The 17,842-nt window shown below is 60.6% G+C and carries 15 protein-coding genes and 1 pseudogene; 7 read left to right on the top strand and 9 right to left on the bottom strand.

The features are described from left to right. Positions 1–986 precede the first annotated feature (986 nt). Complete coding sequence (locus tag BKP54_RS19410) at positions 987–1,202, top strand: hypothetical protein (protein WP_057206426.1); 216 nt, start codon at positions 987–989, stop codon at positions 1,200–1,202. Positions 1,203–1,570: 368 nt separating this feature from the next. Next, on the top strand, positions 1,571–1,927 hold the full coding sequence (locus BKP54_RS19405) for a hypothetical protein (protein WP_057206424.1): 357 nt from the start codon (positions 1,571–1,573) through the stop codon (positions 1,925–1,927). Positions 1,928–2,142: 215 nt separating this feature from the next. On the opposite strand, the gene BKP54_RS36585 is transcribed toward BKP54_RS19405, so the two are convergent. Both BKP54_RS36585 and BKP54_RS19395 read right to left on the bottom strand, forming a co-directional pair. Further along, on the bottom strand, positions 2,143–2,517 hold the full coding sequence (locus BKP54_RS36585; protein WP_245317861.1) for a hypothetical protein: 375 nt from the start codon (positions 2,515–2,517) through the stop codon (positions 2,143–2,145). A gap of 87 nt (positions 2,518–2,604) precedes the next feature. Next, positions 2,605–3,591, bottom strand: coding sequence for a cyclase family protein (locus BKP54_RS19395; protein ID WP_082523517.1), 987 nt, complete (start codon positions 3,589–3,591; stop codon positions 2,605–2,607). Here BKP54_RS19395 and BKP54_RS19390 point away from each other — a divergent pair. Together BKP54_RS19390 and BKP54_RS19385 are read left to right on the top strand one after the other, a co-directional pair. Then, positions 3,590–4,603: a LysR family transcriptional regulator gene (locus BKP54_RS19390; RefSeq protein ID WP_198956848.1), complete on the top strand. Its 1,014-nt coding sequence runs from the start codon at positions 3,590–3,592 to the stop codon at positions 4,601–4,603. The genes BKP54_RS19395 and BKP54_RS19390 overlap by 2 nt on opposite strands. Positions 4,604–4,802: 199 nt before the next feature. Next, positions 4,803–6,097, top strand: a pseudogene (locus BKP54_RS19385) (S41 family peptidase). Between the two features lie 202 nt (positions 6,098–6,299). Here the strand turns inward: BKP54_RS19385 and BKP54_RS19380 are convergent. Continuing rightward, positions 6,300–7,148 carry a methyltransferase domain-containing protein gene (locus BKP54_RS19380; RefSeq protein WP_084814717.1) on the bottom strand — a complete coding sequence of 283 codons (849 nt, stop codon included), beginning with the start codon at positions 7,146–7,148 and terminating at the stop codon, positions 6,300–6,302. Between the two features lie 279 nt (positions 7,149–7,427). Between BKP54_RS19380 and BKP54_RS19375 the strand changes: the two genes are divergently transcribed. Together BKP54_RS19375 and BKP54_RS19370 are read left to right on the top strand one after the other, a co-directional pair. After that, positions 7,428–9,236: an ABC transporter ATP-binding protein/permease gene (locus BKP54_RS19375; RefSeq protein WP_038578250.1), complete on the top strand. Its 1,809-nt coding sequence runs from the start codon at positions 7,428–7,430 to the stop codon at positions 9,234–9,236. Between the two features lie 457 nt (positions 9,237–9,693). Continuing rightward, positions 9,694–10,239 carry a class I SAM-dependent methyltransferase gene (locus tag BKP54_RS19370; protein WP_025428817.1) on the top strand — a complete coding sequence of 182 codons (546 nt, stop codon included), beginning with the start codon at positions 9,694–9,696 and terminating at the stop codon, positions 10,237–10,239. A gap of 239 nt (positions 10,240–10,478) precedes the next feature. Here BKP54_RS19370 and BKP54_RS19365 read toward each other — a convergent pair whose 3' ends face one another. Further along, on the bottom strand, positions 10,479–11,306 hold the full coding sequence (locus BKP54_RS19365) for a bifunctional allantoicase/(S)-ureidoglycine aminohydrolase (RefSeq protein WP_084814716.1): 828 nt from the start codon (positions 11,304–11,306) through the stop codon (positions 10,479–10,481). Positions 11,307–11,381: 75 nt separating this feature from the next. Further along, positions 11,382–12,068 (bottom strand): GntR family transcriptional regulator, encoded by a 687-nt coding sequence (locus BKP54_RS19360; protein WP_025428819.1) that lies wholly within the window; start codon positions 12,066–12,068, stop codon positions 11,382–11,384. A 308-nt stretch (positions 12,069–12,376) separates the two neighbouring features. On the opposite strand from BKP54_RS19360, the gene BKP54_RS19355 reads away from it, so the two are divergent. Further along, on the top strand, positions 12,377–13,111 hold the full coding sequence (locus BKP54_RS19355; protein WP_025428820.1) for an aspartate/glutamate racemase family protein: 735 nt from the start codon (positions 12,377–12,379) through the stop codon (positions 13,109–13,111). A gap of 82 nt (positions 13,112–13,193) precedes the next feature. Here the strand turns inward: BKP54_RS19355 and BKP54_RS19350 are convergent, their stop codons facing one another. The 4 genes from BKP54_RS19350 to BKP54_RS19335 are packed head-to-tail and all read right to left on the bottom strand — an operon-like array spanning position 13,194 to position 17,842. Next, on the bottom strand, positions 13,194–14,186 hold the full coding sequence (locus BKP54_RS19350; RefSeq protein WP_084814715.1) for an ABC transporter ATP-binding protein: 993 nt from the start codon (positions 14,184–14,186) through the stop codon (positions 13,194–13,196). Next, entirely contained in the window at positions 14,183–15,169 is a 987-nt protein-coding gene (locus BKP54_RS19345; protein ID WP_025428822.1) for an ABC transporter ATP-binding protein, read from the bottom strand. The genes BKP54_RS19350 and BKP54_RS19345 overlap by 4 nt, the downstream gene beginning before the upstream one ends. Next, on the bottom strand, positions 15,162–16,652 hold the full coding sequence (locus BKP54_RS19340) for an amidohydrolase family protein (RefSeq protein WP_084814714.1): 1,491 nt from the start codon (positions 16,650–16,652) through the stop codon (positions 15,162–15,164). Before BKP54_RS19340 ends, BKP54_RS19345 begins: the two co-directional genes overlap by 8 nt. Continuing rightward, positions 16,649–17,842, bottom strand: coding sequence for an amidohydrolase family protein (locus BKP54_RS19335; protein WP_084814745.1), 1,194 nt, complete (start codon positions 17,840–17,842; stop codon positions 16,649–16,651). Before BKP54_RS19335 ends, BKP54_RS19340 begins: the two co-directional genes overlap by 4 nt.

Raw genomic sequence — 17,842 nt, 5'->3', positions numbered from 1 at the left:
ATCACTGGCAGGAGAATCCAGCAATAGGAATTATAATACAATATGATAGGATATGTCTGGATAGACGAATTGGCGGTGTTGGACTGACGGCAATCGTTGATTGGTACTGTATTGGTATCTTCACCCAACAGCCGACCTTTCACCCTGGTCTCGCCGATCACGTAATCAACTCCGTGGCGGACTTGGCCGTGCACCCACAACGCTGGCCGCTTTTCAACTACGAGGCTTTCCAGATCCGAAGCGTAGCAGGCAGACAGTGGATCGCCGCTGAACTCCGGCGCGTTGGATGGAGGAGACGGGACGTGTAATGGATATCGTCGATGGCTCAATGCCGACCACAGACATGAAGAACGTTGGTTACGACCACATTCTGGAGAAGCCAGCCAATCTCAAGTTCTGTGATCAGGTTCGCTCCTAACCCAATCAGTTAGCCGCCCGGTCGATCGCGCAAATAATGTGATCGACCGGCAAGGTCTTTGCCGGCACTTTTGACGGCGTGCTGTGGCGGATTTTGCCCTCATGGGTCTCGGGCTATTCACGATTCTATGCGGCCTGTTCCAGTTCGCGCCGCCGCGTCGACCAGCTTACGTCGACCAAGGTATCGGAAGTGCCTCAATGAGGTATAGATTGGCGTTGCCTCGCTTTCTAATATTCCTGGGCGTGGCTTCCCCGCCAACGCGACGTCGTACGCCTTCGCGACGAGGGCGGCGCCCGCTTGCCGCCAAGCGATCGGCGCCGCCCACCTCTTCAAGGCAGATCTGCAATGTGACTGCAGCCAGAGTTCGCTACGATGGCTGTGAACCTGGCGCTGGGCGTGATCAGCGATGCTGCCGATAACTTAACGTCATCCTCCGGGGAAAGCGGGGTGGCGATGAACGCGGCCATTGGTGCATGCGAGCATATTGAGGCGCATGGATATACCGGGGTCTCCAGAGACGCTACAATCGCGTTTGGGTGCGGGGCGTCGAAAGAGCACAGAGAAGGCTATGCATAAGTTCACCGTCACTATCAACGAAGAGTTCGCGGCTGATACCGCCGAGGAGGCTGCCTTGCTTATGTATCAGGAGCTGACCAATCGGCCGCCGCCTCTGTCCTATTCGGTCACAGATGAGGCAAAGATCACCACTGGCCTCACGCTGGATCGGAAAAAGGCCGACGAGTTTGCCAGTGTCGATCACACCGCCGACCCCGGCAACTGGTGACGGACAGCTCGCCCAAAGGAGAGCAATCGGCGTCCTCATTGAACATTGAATGCGTATCGATCAATCGACGGTTCACGCAACGCTTGCGAATGCGATGAGTTGGAGCGCTTGACGACGCTATACCCTTGGATCGCTCATACCCCCTGAGTGTGGACGCCTTTCGAAGGCAATCGAAAGATGTGGAAACCGCTGTCGATCGCGTTGTCCTGTCAGGGTCAGGGTGAAATGTTTCGCATGGAGCGCTGAGGCATCTGAGTCGCATCGTCAAGCAAAGGTCCGAGACAGATTTATTGTCAGGCCACAAATCGACCCGGCCGCCTCCTCAACCCGCCGCCGCAAGCATCAGTAAAATATAGGAGGACTGCATATTGGCCGCAGCCACGTTTCACCCGAATGTCATGAGGCCCAACGGCATTTCCTCGCAGATTGCGGCAATTTCTATCTGCAGCCTATCTGCCTTGACCGCGATTTATTATGTCGCACCGGCGCCCAGTTTGCCTTGGAGCGACGCTTCCGTGGAACTCGCGCCTGATACCGACCCTTCAAAAGGCACGGTTGCCCCGAGCCCTCCAAAGTTCGAGATTGTGTTCAGCGACGGCGATCGCGGGCTGATGGTCTATGGCGGATATGTCTATGTCGTCCGACTCGGTGACAAGCTGCCTGATGGTCGCCGGGCGATAGGGTTCGAAAAGCGGGAAGGAAGTTGGTCCGCAATGACACTCTAGGACACGTTTCCGACGTCGCCTTTGTGGATGTTAATGGATTGTTAACGCTCACGGAAGGCGCACGGGCCCTGCCCTCCCCGGTGCCATTGCCTGTCATGGCGAACTGGCGCAACCCTTTCGTTAAGGACTTGTAAACCAGTGTTTTTGGGTGGTGCATGATGATGAACGAAACTTTTTACAATGGCGTGCCGGAGATCGAAACCGGCCCTGTTCCGTTAGAAAGCGCCCCGATTGGCGAACATGCCGTACAGGGCATCCCGCTTGTCATCGAGGTAGTCCTTGGCCGCAGCAGGCTGACTGTGGCCCAGCTTTCCAAGCTGCATCGGGATGATCACATAGATCTCGATACAAATTTTGGAGACCCGGTCGACCTCAAGGTCAATGGCACGGTCATCGGCCGAGGTGAGATCGTTTTCAACGAATCCAAGACCGCCATCGGCGTGAAGATCGTAGAGATTTCTCACGGCAGGCGCCGGTAATTGAAATCGCCCGGTTTCAGCCGTGAAACCAGCCATGCCACAAAGAGTAGCAGTGTCAGCCCTGTTGTCGTCGGGGACCAGGGTCACGGCCTCACCGAGGCCGCTGCCCATCAAACAGGACTCGAGACGTAGCAAGAGCGCCGCGAGCTTTTCCCACGGCGTCTCGGTTGGCCATTTGTGGACGCCTGGTACCTGATCCTATCGAAGCGGCAAGGCAACCGGGCGGATGGGTGCGGCGTCCGCGCCACGGAACTTCAAGGACGCGCCGACAAATGCGAACTCATAGATGCGATCCCTCGACAACCCTTCGAGATTGACGAGTTCGATGATCGGCGCGCCCTGCTGGGCGAGCAGATAGGTGTGCACCGGAACGTAATTGTTCTCAGTTTCGGCAGGAAACGCCTCGAAGCTGAGGTTGTCGGCACCCACCACGATGGCGCCGCCATCCTCGACCAGGAACTTCGCAGCATCGATGCTCAGCCCCGGAGGGTTGTTCATGTAGGCCGATGCGTTCTCGTAATGCTGCATGCGCCCGGTGCGGATGAGCACGACATCGCCCTGCTTCAGTTTCACGCCTTGGCGGTCGAGCGTCTGCTGCAGATCCTTGCGCGTCACCCGATAGTTGTCCGGCAGCATCTGCATGCCCTTGGCTGCAGCGACATCGACCATGACCCCGCGCGCAATGATCGGCGGCAGCTTCTCGGCGCCTGTGACAGTCCAGCCCTGGTCGCCAAGGTATTCGGTGGCGGCATAACCGTTCCAGATCTTGCCGTTCAAGCCAAAATGATTGAGTGCATCGATATGTGTGCCCATGTGTGCATACATCGACACGGCCGAGCCTGTGTAGCTGACATGCTCGTTCATCTCCTTGCCGACTTTCATCGGGTCGGAAACGGCGGTGCCATGCGGCGTGTGGGTCATCCACATCTGGTATGGCGGATCGCCCGCCGCCTCCCAGCTTGGCATGCCGATGAAATACTCCACCGCTAGATCGTAGGACCTGCCTCCATCAATCCGCGAGAGGATCGCAGCGCGGGATTCCGGCGTGATCAGATTGAGGCGCCCGATCTCATCCTTTGGCCCCCAGGGGCTCTTGCCGACCTCTTGTGCGAGAGCCGCATTGCCAACGAGGCCGGCGATGAGGGAGGCAGCCAAGGCGCGGCTGAGAACTTTCGTATCGAACATGATGAACTCCTTCTTCTCGCTTTCCCTGAAATCGGGAAGCTGGGTCCATCTTATTGCTAGCCCAAGCGCGAATAATCGGCGACAATTAGAAAACATAATTTACTCAGGAGAAAATATGGATCTGTTGGCCGCCATGCGCTCGTTCCGTCGCGTCATCGAGTTGCAGAGCTTCAGCAAGGCGGCCGAAGAGCAGCAACAATCGAATGCGTCGATCAGCAAGCAAATCCGGCAGCTCGAGGCGCGGCTCGGCACAGTGCTGATCGTGCGCACAACGCGCCGCATGAGCCTCTCGGAAAGCGGGCGCAGCTATTTCACCGAATGTTGCAGGCTGCTCGACGAGCTCGACGATCTCGAGCGGAAGACATCCGGGGAAACCGGCGAAATCAATGGCCGGCTCCGGATCAATGCTCCCCTGTCTTTCGGACTGACCGTTCTCGCACCGATGCTTGCCCGCTTCATGATGCTTCACCCGCAATTGAAGGTGGATATGACGCTCGATGACCACGTGCTCGACGTCGTCTCCGAGGGCTTCGACGTTTCCATCCGCGTGCGCGCGACGCTTACGGATTCATCTTTGATTGCCAGGCGGCTTGGTGAAGTCGAGCAATTCATCTGTGCAGCGCCTGCCTATATCTCGGCAAATGGCACCCCGACCGAGGTCAACGATCTCAAGCATCATCATTGCCTCGCCTACCGGCTTGCCGACCAACCGGGGAGCTGGGTGCTGGAAGGTCCCGATGGGACGACAAGCATCGAATTGCCCGCGCGTTTCGTCGCGGACAATAGTCTGATGTTGTGTCAGATGATCCAATCCGGCATCGGCATCGGTGCCTTGCCGTCCTTCATCGCCAACCCGCCGCTTGACGGCGGCAAGCTCGTGCGGATTTTGCCGCAGCAAAAACTTGCCCGGCGCAGCATCTACGCGGTCTACCCGACCAACCGCCTTCTGCAGTCGAAAGTGAAGGTTTTTACCGAATTTCTAGCCGGCGAGCTACGGAAAGCCGGTTTCTAGACCAGGCTTTTAGCTGACGCGCAAAGTGATCAGTATCGGCCCCTTACGACCTCCTACCATCGCCATCTCTAAAACTGGACGCCATGGCGCGCGGTGCAGCCAGTGCCTCACACCGGCGATCACGCAATTTTGCAATGCCGGGCCTCGCCTCCGCCGCGCTTAGACCGATAATGAGCGGAAACGAACCGGAAAACCGCCGATGCGCAATGCGATACTCAGGGCCGCACAAACCCCGATCCTGCTGGCGTTCATATCCGTGAGCGCCTTTGCGACCGACGTGCCTCGGTCGGGCGATCCGGTCTTCGACCGCGTCATCACGTTGGTGAATTCGGAGTTTCACGACGAAAATGCGCTCGATCGCTTCAACGCCGCGGCAAAAAAAGAAATCGAAAGCGCGGCACCCGCGCTGTCCACGACGGGTTCCACGGCCCGCGTGGATGCGGCTATCGAAACGGCGCTGGCCAGCCTGCAAGCCTCCCACAATGGCCGTTTCAAATCGGACACGATTGCGTACTTCGAGTTGAGCGACATCTTCCGCTTCGCTATCCGTGATGACCTGCGTCGGTTGTTTCCGCCCGATGGAGAAGTGAGCTACGCCGGCATCGGCATGGTCACGCAGTTAGGCGATGCCCGGTTCGTGACCGATGTCTATGATGGTTCTCCGGCAGCAAAGGCCGGGATCGTCATGGGCGACGAGATCCTTGCCGTCGATGGTAAGCCCTATCGCGAGATCGCCTCCTTTCAAGGCAAGGTCGGCAATCGGTTGACATCCGTCTCCGCCGCAGGGCCGATGCGGCGCCGATAGGCGTCAAGGTTGCGGTCGAACGGCTGCGTCCGCTCCCAACATTCGAAAAGGCGATCGAAAACAGCGTCGCAGTGAGCGAACGGGACGGGCAAAAGATCGGCTATGTGAGGTTCTGGACCCTCTCGACGCGCGATGGGCTTGATATCGTGGAGCGCGAGCTTTCGACCGGTCGCCTGAGCAATGTCGACGGGGTGATCGTCGACCTCCGCGGGCGTTGGGGCGGTGGCGCTGCGGACGCCGCCGAACTGTTCGTCGGCGACACGCCGTCGTTCCGATTGATCCCGCGGCGCGGAAAGGACACGCTGGCAAATGTTCGCTGGCGCGGGCCGGTGGTGGCGCTGGTCGATGAGGGCACGCGCAGCGGGCTCGAGCTTTTCGCCTACGCGCTGAAGATCAATGGCATTCCGCTTGTGGGCGAGCGAACCGCTGGCGCGCTGTTGGCTGGCCGCGCCTATACATTGCCCGACAACAGCCTCCTTGAAATTGCCGTTTCCGATGCGGTCATCGACGACAATGTTCGGCTGGAAGGAAACGGGATCGCCCCGGACATTCGCGTCGCCCTGCCCCTCGCCTATGCCGCCGGCCGAGATCCGCAACGGGAAGCCGCAGTCTCGGAGATGCTTCGGCTTCTCGCCGACGGCACCTCGGACCGCATCGTCACGCCACGTCAACCGTCGCTGACGCGGTGACAACGAACGTGACACCCTGGGGTTTGCGGGCCATTCAGGCAGCTGCGCTCGCCCGGACGATTTCCCGGCCAAGCCGGACGACCTCGTCGACGAGCAACTTCAAGTCCTGGCGTCCGGTGCGGTGATTGTTGATCGCGACCCTCAGACAGTGTTCTCCATGCACGGTCGTGTCTGAAAGCCCCGCCCTGGTCCTCGTCCGCCTTTATCTTCGTGTTCCCGTGACAATCGTCGCAGTAGAACGTAACTCGACCTTGTTGCCGCGCGTGGACTGACGCGCCAAATCAAGAACCTCATTTTTGATCGCCTCATGCGTCGCGGCGTCCGCCTGAGCCAGCCCCGCGACCACGGGCGCCGCTATTTCGGTCATGAAGGTCCAATACCGTTCGGGAGACTCGTGCACCATCATAGTTGAGATCTCCCGCTCATCGACATCTTGCAAACCTGCGTCGGCGAATGCCGCCGACATCATGCCCGCGGCTGCGCAACGAAACAGGCCGGGCGCGCCGGGCATCGGCGCGGGCAAAGTCACGTGCCGCGCGATCGTTGCCATTATTGTCGTCGCCCAGGGATTTTTTTCAGGCCCGCTCCAAACAGCAGCACAAACACGCGCGCCAGGTTTCGCGACACGACTGAATTGTCGCGCCGCCGCGCCGACATCCGGGAAAAACATGAACCCGAACCGGCATAGTACTGCGTCGAAGGATTTATCGGCAAAAGGCAGACTGCCGGCGTCGCATATCTCGGTCGTGAAATTGCTGAGACCGCGATGTCGGGCATTCTCGGCGGCCACCTGGAGCATGCGCTCGGACAGGTCTGTTACCGTCACTCGACCATTCGGGACCAAAGCGGCAGCCGTTAACCCCGGTTCGCCGGTGCCAGCCGCGACATCGAGAACATGGTCACCATCCCTAAGCTTGGCCTGGTGGATCATTGCATCGCCGAACGGAGCGAGCCAGCCCAGAACCAGTTCGTCCCATTTCTGCCAGCCGGTTGAAAACCGGTCCCAGAGATCCTTCTGCTGCTCACGGATGTGGTCGAGATTGTTGGACATGCACGTTCCTCCCGTGGATGCGCTCTCGTGTCTCATCGATCGGAACTATGAACCCTCTTTATATGGATACAATCAGTTTCATGCCTTTTGGGGCGCGTGCCGCACTGTCGTCCAGCTCCTTGTTGAATTGAGTTTTGCAGCCCGAATGCTGTTGCTTGGGCAACAGGGGCCACCCAAATTGCCTTCTGCTGATTTGGATAACGACAATCGGCGCTAGGGAGACCGGGCTCGGCAGGCTATATTTCCCCTGTGGAGATCGTGACGGAGAGATTCGCATCGATGCCGAACCCAACAAACGGCAAGAACAATGGTCGGGTAGAGGCCAACGACGAACAACCCCTTAGCGCCCAGTTACGGATGATGCATGCAGCCTTCATGGCTTCGCCACTCCGAAACCGGATCATCTGGCTCGCCCTTGGTATCCTGACCGTCATCGTCACCACTGCCTTCGGTCAGATCATCCTCAATCGATGGTACAAGCCGTTCTACGACACGCTGGAAAGACGTGACCTCCCGGCCTTCCTGCACCAGCTCGTTGTCTTCGCCCAGATCGCCGGAGCTTTGCTCGTTCTCAATGTTCTGCAGACATGGCTCGGCCAGCTTGTTCGGCTGAAGCTCCGCGAAGGCCTGACACTCGATCTCATCCACGAATGGATGAAGCCGGCGCGCGCGTTCCGGCTGGCCAATGCAGGCGCCATCGGCATCAATCCAGACCAGCGCATACACGAGGATGCACGCCATCTGTCAGATCTCTCCGCCGGGCTGACGATTGGGCTGATCCAATCCGGCATCCTGCTCGCCGGCTTCATCGGCGTGCTCTGGTCGCTGTCGGACGGCTTCGTCTTTCACATCTCGGGCATGGCCATCAACATCCCCGGTTACATGGTCTGGGCTGCCATTCTCTACGCGGGCACGGCGTCATGGCTGAGCTGGCTCGTCGGGCGGCCATTGGTCAAGCTCAACGGCGAACACTACGCACGCGAGGCGTCGCTGCGCTTCTCGCTGATGCGCATCAACGAACACATCGAGGCGGTCTCGCTGTCATCGGGCGAGACGAACGAGAAACGCCGGTTGCAGGCAGATCTCGCGTCCGTTCTGGAGATCAGCCAGAGCCTGCTGCTCGCCGTTACGCGGCTGACCTGGGTGACGGCCGGTTATGGCTGGATCACTGTTGTCGCACCGATCGTCATCGCCTCGCCGGTCTATTTTGCCGGCGATCTCAGCTTCGGCGGCCTGATGATGGCCGTGGGCGCCTTCAACCAGGTGCACGCATCGCTGCGCTGGTTCGTCGACAACATCGGTGCCATTGCCGACTGGCGCGCGACATTGATGCGCGTCGCCGCGTTCCGCTCAGCCCTGCTCGTCGTCGACGACCGGCATGAAGGCGACAAGCGCATCGAGTTCGTTACGGCTGATGGACCGCAGATGATGTTCGATCATATCGAGATTGTCTCGGCCGCCGGCTGTATCAAGCTTTCGGAGCCCAATGTCACCATCAATCCTGGTGAACGCGTGCTTGTCACCGGTGCGGCGGAGGTGGAAAAAGCGCCCTTCTTCCGCGCCATTGCAGGTCTCTGGCCCTGGGGGCATGGCCGCATCTCGCTGCCGATCGATGATGGCCTCGCCTTCGTTCCCCGCTCGCCGTATTTTGCGCCGGGCACGCTGGAAGAGGTGCTTGCCTACCCGAAGACGCCAGACAGCTTCAAGAACGGCGAACTTAGCGGCGTGCTTTCCAAGGTCGGCCTTGGCCGCCTCGCCGATCGTCTCGACCAGGACATGCGCAAGAAGCTCAATCTGAGCGAGGTCGAGATGCGTCTTCTGGCGATCGCCCGCCTTGGTCTGCACAAACCGCGGTGGCTGATCATCGACGAGGCGTTGGATACACTGGAAGACGATGCCTATCGCAAGGTGATGACGTTCCTCGACCAGGAAATGGGCAAGGCGGCAATCGTCAACATCGGGCGCAGGGAACGCGCCAACGGCTTCTTCACCCGCGTGCTGGAACTCGAAAAGGACGCCGCCGGCGGTTCGTTGCGTCTGATCCGTCCGAAGAGCCTGCGCCCCACCAATCCACAACTTGTCGATTGACAGCGCTCGCGCTGAAGGCGGGAGCGATTCCGGTAGGGGGCGAAACCCTAAGCGCCATGGCGACGCTCACACGACGGGGATATGGCCGGTTTCGCCACACAACAGTCGTTGGAAAAGCACCTTTCAGACGGCAGAGTGCAACCCTTTGCTGCCCCTCAGTCGTACCGTCCTGTACGTCGGGATCGCGCCCACGGCCTTTTCTCATGGGGTCGGGATCTCCGTTGAAGCCCCCCAAAAAAACGTCGCAAAATCGCCAGCCTGGTTGCCCGTCCACCTTAGATGCCTCCTGGAACTTAGATGTTCCTTGAGATCACTGCATTTTTTCCTCACAGGCTGGGCACTGGCACATCGGACGTTCGTCCTATATCTTTCATTCACCGGTTGCAGGCCACCGCGCCGGCGCCAATTGGAGCCATCCGAGCCGCGTTCGATTCCATAACCCGCAGGGACGATAAGTATGCCGACACGTGCCACACTGAAAGAACCGCGCGCTGAAGGGAGACGTAAAGACTCCCGACTCGAAACATTGCTGTTCCGTCTGGAGGCTCAGCACATCTGCCTCGAATGGGCCTTCCGAGAAATAGCCGACCGTCCGGGCATTGTGTTCGAGATGGGGCTGGGTCACGGTCGTACCTACGACCACTTGCGCATCCATCTCCCGGAGCGCGAGATCTATGTTCTGGATCGCGAGATCGACTGTTTCGCCGACTGCACGCCGCCAGAGAACTATTTGCTGCTTGGCGACATCGAGGATACGCTTGGTGCCGCTGCCACCCGCTTTGACAGACAGGTCATCCTGGCGCATGCGGATATGGGTTCATATGTCAACGCGAACAATATTGCGACAAGCGCCAAACTGAGCCGATGCCTCCCGGCAGTCCTTGCGCCGCATGCCATCGTCCTGTCCGATTTGCCGCTCGAACTGGCGGGGACGCGTTCGCTACCGCTTCCGCCGGGCGCGCGCAAAGACAAGTATTTTCTCTACGCTAATGGGCCGTGGTGATCCGCTGGCGTGCCGCTACGGGAAAACGTTGACTGCGCCGGCCGCAACGAGGACGAGAGTCAGGAGCGAGATCGCGCTTTTGTCCTCCTGACCGCCGAATATCTTTGGCCCGTGGGGCAAAAGCGTGGCCCTCACCGACCCAAGGCGGCACATTAAATCGCTAACGCATCCCATTGATTAAAAAGAAACAGCGCCTTCTCGGAAGGCGCTGTTTCGGTAGGACAATGTTGCCACGGATCTTAGCGCGCGCGCAATTTCATGTGACGGTTGACGTCCTTGTAGAGCAGATAGCGGAACTTGCCGGGGCCGCCGGCGTAGCAGGCCTGCGGGCAGAATGCGCGAAGCCACATATAGTCGCCGGCTTCGACCTCGACCCAATCCTGGTTAAGCCGGTAGACGGCCTTACCCTCGAGCACGTAGAGGCCATGCTCCATCACGTGGGTTTCGGCAAAGGGAATGATCGCGCCCGGCTCGAAGGTCACGATGGTCATGTGCATGTCGTGCCGCAGATCGGTCGGGTCGACGAAACGCGTCGTTGCCCACTTGCCTTCAGTGCCGGGCATGGCGGACGGTGTGATGTCAGCCTCGTTGGTGAAGAAGGCTTCGGGAGCAGGAAGGCCGTCGACGTATTCATAGGCCTTGCGGACCCAATGGAAGCGAACGGGAGATTCGCTTCTGTTATGCGCCGCCCAGTTGCTGGCCGGCGGAATGAAAGCAAAGCCGCCGGGCTGCATGCGGTGCTCATTGCCATCAAGCGTGACGGTCAGCTCACCCTCGACGACGAACAGCGCACCCTCAGCGCCCTCATCGAGTTCCGGCCGGTCGCTGCCGCCGCCAGGAGCGATTTCCATGATGTACTGCGAAAATGTTTCAGCAAAACCGGACAAAGGTCGCGACAATATCCACAGGCGGGTTTTGTCCCAGAACGGTAGATAGCTGGTGACGATGTCCATCATCACGCCCCTCGGAATCACCGCATAGGCTTCGGTGAAGACCGCACGGTCGGTCAGGAGCTGCGTTTGTTCCGGAGCGCCGCCATGGGGCGCATAGTAATTACGACCAGTCATTTCCGTCCTTCAGTTCTCAAAACAGGCACCGCCTCCTCACAAGAGCGGTGCGGTTGGGTTATTGCCAATGGAATGTCAAAGCAGTGCTGCGCGCAGGTCGCGCGGCTGATCCTTCTCTTCGTCGAGATCCAGTTCCGCCTCGACGTGATGCAGATGTTCGGCCATCTCACGGATTGCCGTGTCCACATCCCTCGCCGCGATGCGGTCGACGACCGCCATATGCTCGTCCGGCCCGCAATTGTGCAGGTGTTTCGAACGGTACATGGCGGTGATCAGCGATGTGCGCGAAACCAGGTCGCGCAGGATGCCGAAAAGGAAGGCAGAGCCGGAGAGCTCCGCCAAAAGCAGGTGGAATCCGCCGGAAAGACGAACGATTGCAGAGAGATCGCCTGCCCTACCCGCAACCCGTTCCTCGTCGATATGGGAGCGCATACGCTCGATGTCTTCCACCGTCGCCCGCTCGCACAAGCGCTCGACCACCCGCTGCTCGATCGCCCTTCTCGTCACGAAGACGTCGCGCGCCTCATCCACCGACGGCTCGGATACGAAAGCGCCCCGGTTCGGCATGATCGTAACCAGCCCATCCCGTTCGAGCGCGGTCAGCGCCTGGCGGATACGGGCGCGACTGACGGAGAAAATCTCGGCAAGCTGCTCTTCCTTGAGGCGGGTGCCTGGGCGCAGGCGCCGCTCCGCAATGGCAAGCCAGATCTTCTCACAAATGATAGCCGTCGGCGCTCCGGCGGTCTCGTCCGCATTGTACATGAAATCTCCCATAGCCGTTCGCATACTCTCGTCGGCCAGCGTTCAAAGTCAATTCCACTCACTGCAGTTTGATATTGACTACAAAATTGTAGACAATATTGTGTACCGTAACTTGATATGCTGTGGCAACCACTTAAACGACGGCCATCGACCGGTGTGACAACCGACCGCGCTGACCTGAGAGCTCATTGATGGACTTTGACTTCGCCGAACTGCCAAACAACTACATCACCTCCGATCGTCAGTTCGAGATGCGGACACCCGACATCGCGTCCTTTGCCGCCCTCAAAACGAAAATGAACTGATCCATGCGCATCCTTCTCGTCAACCCGAACTCCACTGCCTCGATGACCGAACAGGCGCACCGCAGCGCCGAGCGGGTTGCAGCCGCCCCGACGCTGGTCGAGTCCGTCAACCCGACCACAAGTCCCGCCAGCATCGAGGGCCATGCGGACGAAGCCATGGCGGTGCCGGCGATGCTTGCCGAAATCCGCGCCGGAGAGGCGCGCGGGGTCGATGCCTATGTCATTGCCTGCTTCGACGACCCCGGCCTTGGCGCTGCACGTGAGATCGCCCGCGGACCGGTCATCGGCATCTGCCAGGCCGCCATCCAGGTGGCGATGAACATCGCCACGCGCTTCTCCATCATCACGACATTGCCGCGCTCTGTGCCGATCATCGAGGACCTGGTCGACGCCTATGGTGCGGGCCACCGCTGTCGCAAGGTGCGCTCTGTCGACATGCCGGTGCTGGCGCTGGAGGAAGACCTCGCCCACACGGAGGAAATGCTCGTACAGGAAATCCTGCGCGCCAAGCATGAGGACGGCGCTGAGGCGATCATTCTCGGCTGTGCGGGAATGTCGGAACTGTGCGACCGGCTGAAGCTTAGAACGGGCATGCCGGTGATCGACGGCGTGACCGCTGCAATCAAGCTCGCCGAAGCACTGGTTGGCGCGGGCTATACCACCTCCAAGGTGGGCGCCTATGACTATCCGCGGGTTAAGTCTGCGGCCGTCACCCGCCTTGTGGATACGGTAGCTTAACAAACAGCTGCAACTGACTGAAAACAAAAAGCTCCGGAGGCAACTGCCTCCGGAGCTTTTTCATTCTGTGATGACGCCCCGGTTATGCTGCCTGCGTCGGCTTTGCCGTTGACGCGACAGCTTCCTCGACGCGGTGGCACGCCGCACGTGAACCATCAGCAAAGCTTCTCATTGCCGGACGTTCGTTCTTGCAGCGGGCATCAGCCAGCGGACAACGCGGGTGAAAAGTGCAGCCCGACGGCGGATTGAGCGGGCTCGGCACTTCACTGGCCGTGATGCTGCGCTGGCGCTTCGGTTCGGCGATATCGGGGATCGTTTCCAGCAGCAGCCGCGTATAGGGATGGCGCGGATTGGCGAAAAGCGTTTCCGTGTCCGCCTCCTCGACGATGCGGCCGAGATACATCACTGCAATCCGGTCCGACATATGGCGGACGACGCTCATGTCGTGGCTGATGAAGAGATAGGTGAGCCCCATCTCATCCTGCAGTTTGCGCATGAGATTAAGGATCTGCGCCTGCACCGATACGTCGAGTGCCGAAGTCGGCTCGTCGCAGACAAGGAACTCCGGCTCACCGGCAAGCGCACGCGCGATCGAAATGCGCTGGCGCTGGCCACCGGAAAACTCGTGCGGAAACTTCGAACCATCAGAAGGCGCAAGTCCGACGATGCGCAGCAATTCGCCGACGCGCTCCATCACCTCTGCTTCCGAATTGCGCAGCTTCAGCTCGCGCAGCGGCTCGGCGATGATGTTTTTCACCCGCCAGCGCGGATTGAGGCTGGCGAAAGGATCCTGAAAGATCATCTGGGCGGAAAGGGGCTCGCCGGAGCGACCCGGCGCAAAACGAACCTCACCCTCCGTGGCGCGATAGAGGCCGGTGACAAGCCGGGCGACGGTCGACTTGCCGCAGCCGGATTCTCCCACGAGACTGAGGCAGCCGCCCATCGGCACGGAAAAGCTGATGTCGTCCACCGCGCGCACGAACTGGCGCGGCTTGCGCTCTAGGACTCGGTTCAGCCAGGGGGCCGATACATTGAAATTGCACGTCAGATCATTGACGGTCAGGGCGTCACTCATAGAACTCCTCCTGCATTGAGCCAGCAAGCACTGACGCCGAGGCCGACCGGGGTCGGCTCCGGACGATCTTCACGGCAACGCGGTCCCGCCTCGGGACAACGTGGATTGAAGGCGCAGCCGCGCGGGATGGCGTTCAGGCGCGGCATGGAGCCGTCGATCTGGTTCAACCGCTCGACACGGCGCCCGAGCGCGGGGATCGAGCCCATCAGCCCGCGCGTATAGGGATGGCGCGCATTACGGAGCACCTCTTCGACCGGGCCAATCTCGACCAGGCGACCGGCATACATTACCGCAACCCGATCAGCGGTCTCGGCAATCACGCCCATATCGTGCGTCACCAGCATCACGGATGTGCCGTGGTCGTCGCAGAGACGACGCAGGAGAGAGGTGATCTGCGCCTGGATCGAAACATCCAGCGCCGTCGTCGGTTCGTCGGCGATGATCAGCTTCGGCTCCGCCGCAAGCGCAAGCGCAATGACCACACGCTGCCGCATGCCGCCCGAGAACTGGTGCGGATAGTGATCGAAACGTGCCTCAGGTGCGGGAATACCTACTTCCTTCAGGAGGTGTATAGCCCGTTCCTTGGCACCCTGCTTCGACAGCTTCAGGTGAAGGCGGATCGTCTCGACCAGTTGCGCGCCGACGGTAAAGAGCGGGTTGAGCGATGTCAGCGGATCCTGGAAGATCGCGCCGATCTGTCGGCCGCGCACGCCCTGCATTTCCCTGTCGGAAAGCTGGTCGATGCGGCGACCCGAAAGCCAGACCTCACCGCCGGATATCCGTCCCGGCGGTTCGAGCAGACCCTGGACGGCAAGGCCGGTCATCGACTTGCCGGCGCCGGATTCGCCGACCACACCCAGGATCTCGCCCGGCCGTATGCTGAGCGAGACGTCGGACAATGCCGCCACGGTGCCGTGCCGTCCGGGAAACTCGACGCAAAGTCCGCGCACGTCGAGAACCGGCGAAGTTACGAGCTCACTCATGCCGCAGGTCCTCCAAGGGATAGCTGGGTGGGAAGATTTCGCTGACGGGTGGATGGGCCCAGCTGCGTTCGGGGTATTTGGCGATCAGCCCGTCAAACTGCTTTTGTGCCTGCCGGCGTGCCGCATCCATGTCGATGCCGGCGACCTTGCCTTCGTGCATGGAGAGACGGCCATCGACGAAGACTGTCTTGGTGACACGCCCCGAGCCACCGACAACCAGCGTCGTGATCGGGTCGATCGCCGGCGCCATGTGGTGATCCATCAGGCCGAAGACCGCGATGTCAGCCCGGGCGCCTGCTTCGAGCCGCCCGAGATCGCTGCGTCCCAGAGCTTTCGCACCGCCCAGCGTGGCGGCGTCGAAGAGATTGGCGCAGCTGACGGCTGCGGTGTCGCCCTCGACGACGCGGCAGGTGATGAGGCCGACCAGAAGGTTCATCAGCATGTCCGGCGGCGTCGTGTCGGTGCCCATGGCGATGTTGATGCCGCGCTCCTTGACCGAGCGGAAGGAATTGAGCGTGCTGCCGCCGCGTGCCGAGACCATTGGGCAATGGACGATGCTGACGCCGTTGTCGGCATAGAGCTTGAGATCGTTGGCCGTTGCCTGCGTGGCATGCGGGGCGATCAACCGCGAACTCAGGAAGCCGAGGCTCGCCATCCACTCCGGCGCCGTCTTGCCGTGAAGACGACGGACCGTATCGACCTCCATCGTGCCCTGTGCGGCGTGCAGCCGGATCGAGCAATCGAGATCGCGCGCGGCATCCGCCGTTCTCCTCAGCAGCGCCTCGGTGCAGGTCTCGACGCGATCAGGGGCCAGAAGCCCGCGAACCAGGCCGCCATGACGGCCATCGTGATCGCGGATGAAGCCGATGGCGTCGTCGAGGCCTTGCAGGCCTCTCGCCTCATCGAAGACGGCCTCGAGCTGTCCCGGCGCCTCCAGCACCATGCCGCCGGAGCGGTAGGCAGGGCTCAGATAGACGCGCAGGCCGAGATCGCCGGCGGCATCCGAGGCGGCTGCAAACTCCTCGACCGTTTCGCCCCACTCCCGATAGAACAGCGACGCGATCGGTGCCGCGGTGGTGATCCCGTTGAGCAGAAGCTGAGCGAAGGAGAAGCGTTTCTGGAACGCCAGTTCCTCCTGCGTATACATTTCATAAGGCCCGCGCTCGACGTAGGAGCGCGGCCAGACCCGGCCCTTGGCCCAGCCTGGCTGATGGTCGATGGAAAGGATCGTCGTGTCGAGATCCGAGAGGGCATCGAGATCGATCAGGCCGGGGCTGATCATCGCCGCGCCGAAATCCACCCTGCGTGCGACCTCGCCCTCGAAGTGCGGCCCGACATAAAGCAGGCTGCCGCCTTCGATAACCACTTCGCCGTTTGGGATGAGACGGTGACTGCCGTCGCGGTGGCCGAGAACCCATTGCGCCGTCAACAGTGTGCGGTCTTCGGCACGCGTGCCGAGTTTCAAATCCTTGAGGTCGATCATGGGATGGCTACCTCCGCGATACCGTTACGGGCAACGACACGGCCGCGCTTGACGACCAGCGGACGTGGTGCGACTTCGACGACTGCATGGGCAAGCGTTTCGCCGACGAGCAGGGTAAAATCGGCATTGCAGCCGACTTCCAGGCCGTAGCCGGCAATGTCCATGACGTCAGCGCCACCGGTGGAGCAGACATGAAGCGCATGCCCCAGGTCGACGTCGCGGCGCAGGCCGTTCTTCATGCCGAGGATGCGAACGCGGTCCATCATATCCGGCTGGCCCCACGGGCCCCAGGTGTCGCGAATGCCATCGCAACCGGCCGCAACCTTCACACCAGCCTCCTTGAGGCGCAGGATTGACGGTACCGTCGAGGACGGCGAGCCCGTCGTGACGATGCGCACGTCGAGGTCGGCGATCTGCTCGATCAGGCCGGAGACCCGCAGGTAATCCGGAGCGCCGAGCGCAAAGGCGTGGCTGATCGCAACCTTTCCCTGCATGCCGAGCGCACGAATGCGCTCGAACATCATCTCCATGCTGAAGGCGCCGAGTTCGCCGGCTTCATGCAGATGGATGTCGATCGGCTTGCCATGTTTTTCCGCAAGGCCGAAGACGACATCGAGATGTCCCTTCGGGTCACGGTCGATGCCACAAGGATCAATTCCACCAAGGACTTCCGCGCCATTGCTTAGAGCCTGGTCGAGAAGCTCGGCCGTGCCCGGGCGCGTCACCAGGCCCGACTGCGGAAAGGCGACAATCTCGATGTCGATGATGCCGTCGAGCGCCTCGCGCGTTTCGATGATGCCTTCCATCAGGCGCAGGCCATGGGTTGTGTCGATATCGACATGGCTGCGGATATGGCTGGCGCCGTTCGCCGCCAGCAGGGTCGCCTGGCGCATGGACTGGCGATGCGGATCGATGCCGATCTCAAGCCGCTTCTCGCGTTCGAAATCGATGCGTCCGCGTAACGTTGCGACCTTGGCGTTTTCATGCCAGGGCATGCCCCAGACCGACTTGTCGAGATGGGTATGGGCTTCGACCAGGCCGGGAATGGCGATGTGGCCACGGCCATCCTCGATCGCCAAGCCATCGGCCTGAAGGTTCTGGCCGATCGCTTCGATCTTGCCGTTGCGGATCAGGATATCCTTCGGCGCCCCGCCGTGGGGACGGACGTTACGGATCAAAAGGTTGGACAT

Origin of the sequence: Ensifer sp. 1H6, assembly GCF_001976035.1 — a bacterium.
GTDB classification, from domain to species: Bacteria; Pseudomonadota; Alphaproteobacteria; order Rhizobiales; family Rhizobiaceae; genus Ensifer; species Ensifer canadensis.
This window is presented reverse-complemented; position numbering and strand designations above follow the sequence as displayed.

Excerpts from the sequence above, each read along its gene's own strand:
- BKP54_RS19370 (WP_025428817.1), top strand. The coding sequence starts at position 9,694 with ATGCCGACACGTGCCACACTGAAAGAACCGCGCGCTGAAGGGAGACGT.
- BKP54_RS19410 (WP_057206426.1), top strand. The coding sequence starts at position 987 with ATGCATAAGTTCACCGTCACTATCAACGAAGAGTTCGCGGCTGATACC.
- BKP54_RS19375 (WP_038578250.1), top strand. The coding sequence starts at position 7,428 with ATGCCGAACCCAACAAACGGCAAGAACAATGGTCGGGTAGAGGCCAAC.
- BKP54_RS19360 (WP_025428819.1), bottom strand. The coding sequence starts at position 12,068 with ATGTACAATGCGGACGAGACCGCCGGAGCGCCGACGGCTATCATTTGT.
- BKP54_RS19350 (WP_084814715.1), bottom strand. The coding sequence starts at position 14,186 with ATGAGTGACGCCCTGACCGTCAATGATCTGACGTGCAATTTCAATGTA.
- BKP54_RS19355 (WP_025428820.1), top strand. The coding sequence starts at position 12,377 with ATGCGCATCCTTCTCGTCAACCCGAACTCCACTGCCTCGATGACCGAA.
- BKP54_RS19335 (WP_084814745.1), bottom strand. The coding sequence starts at position 17,842 with ATGTCCAACCTTTTGATCCGTAACGTCCGTCCCCACGGCGGGGCGCCG.
- BKP54_RS19390 (WP_198956848.1), top strand. The coding sequence starts at position 3,590 with ATGATGAACTCCTTCTTCTCGCTTTCCCTGAAATCGGGAAGCTGGGTC.
- BKP54_RS19380 (WP_084814717.1), bottom strand. The coding sequence starts at position 7,148 with ATGTCCAACAATCTCGACCACATCCGTGAGCAGCAGAAGGATCTCTGG.
- BKP54_RS19365 (WP_084814716.1), bottom strand. The coding sequence starts at position 11,306 with ATGACTGGTCGTAATTACTATGCGCCCCATGGCGGCGCTCCGGAACAA.
- BKP54_RS19345 (WP_025428822.1), bottom strand. The coding sequence starts at position 15,169 with ATGAGTGAGCTCGTAACTTCGCCGGTTCTCGACGTGCGCGGACTTTGC.
- BKP54_RS19395 (WP_082523517.1), bottom strand. The coding sequence starts at position 3,591 with ATGTTCGATACGAAAGTTCTCAGCCGCGCCTTGGCTGCCTCCCTCATC.
- BKP54_RS19340 (WP_084814714.1), bottom strand. The coding sequence starts at position 16,652 with ATGATCGACCTCAAGGATTTGAAACTCGGCACGCGTGCCGAAGACCGC.
- BKP54_RS36585 (WP_245317861.1), bottom strand. The coding sequence starts at position 2,517 with ATGGGCAGCGGCCTCGGTGAGGCCGTGACCCTGGTCCCCGACGACAAC.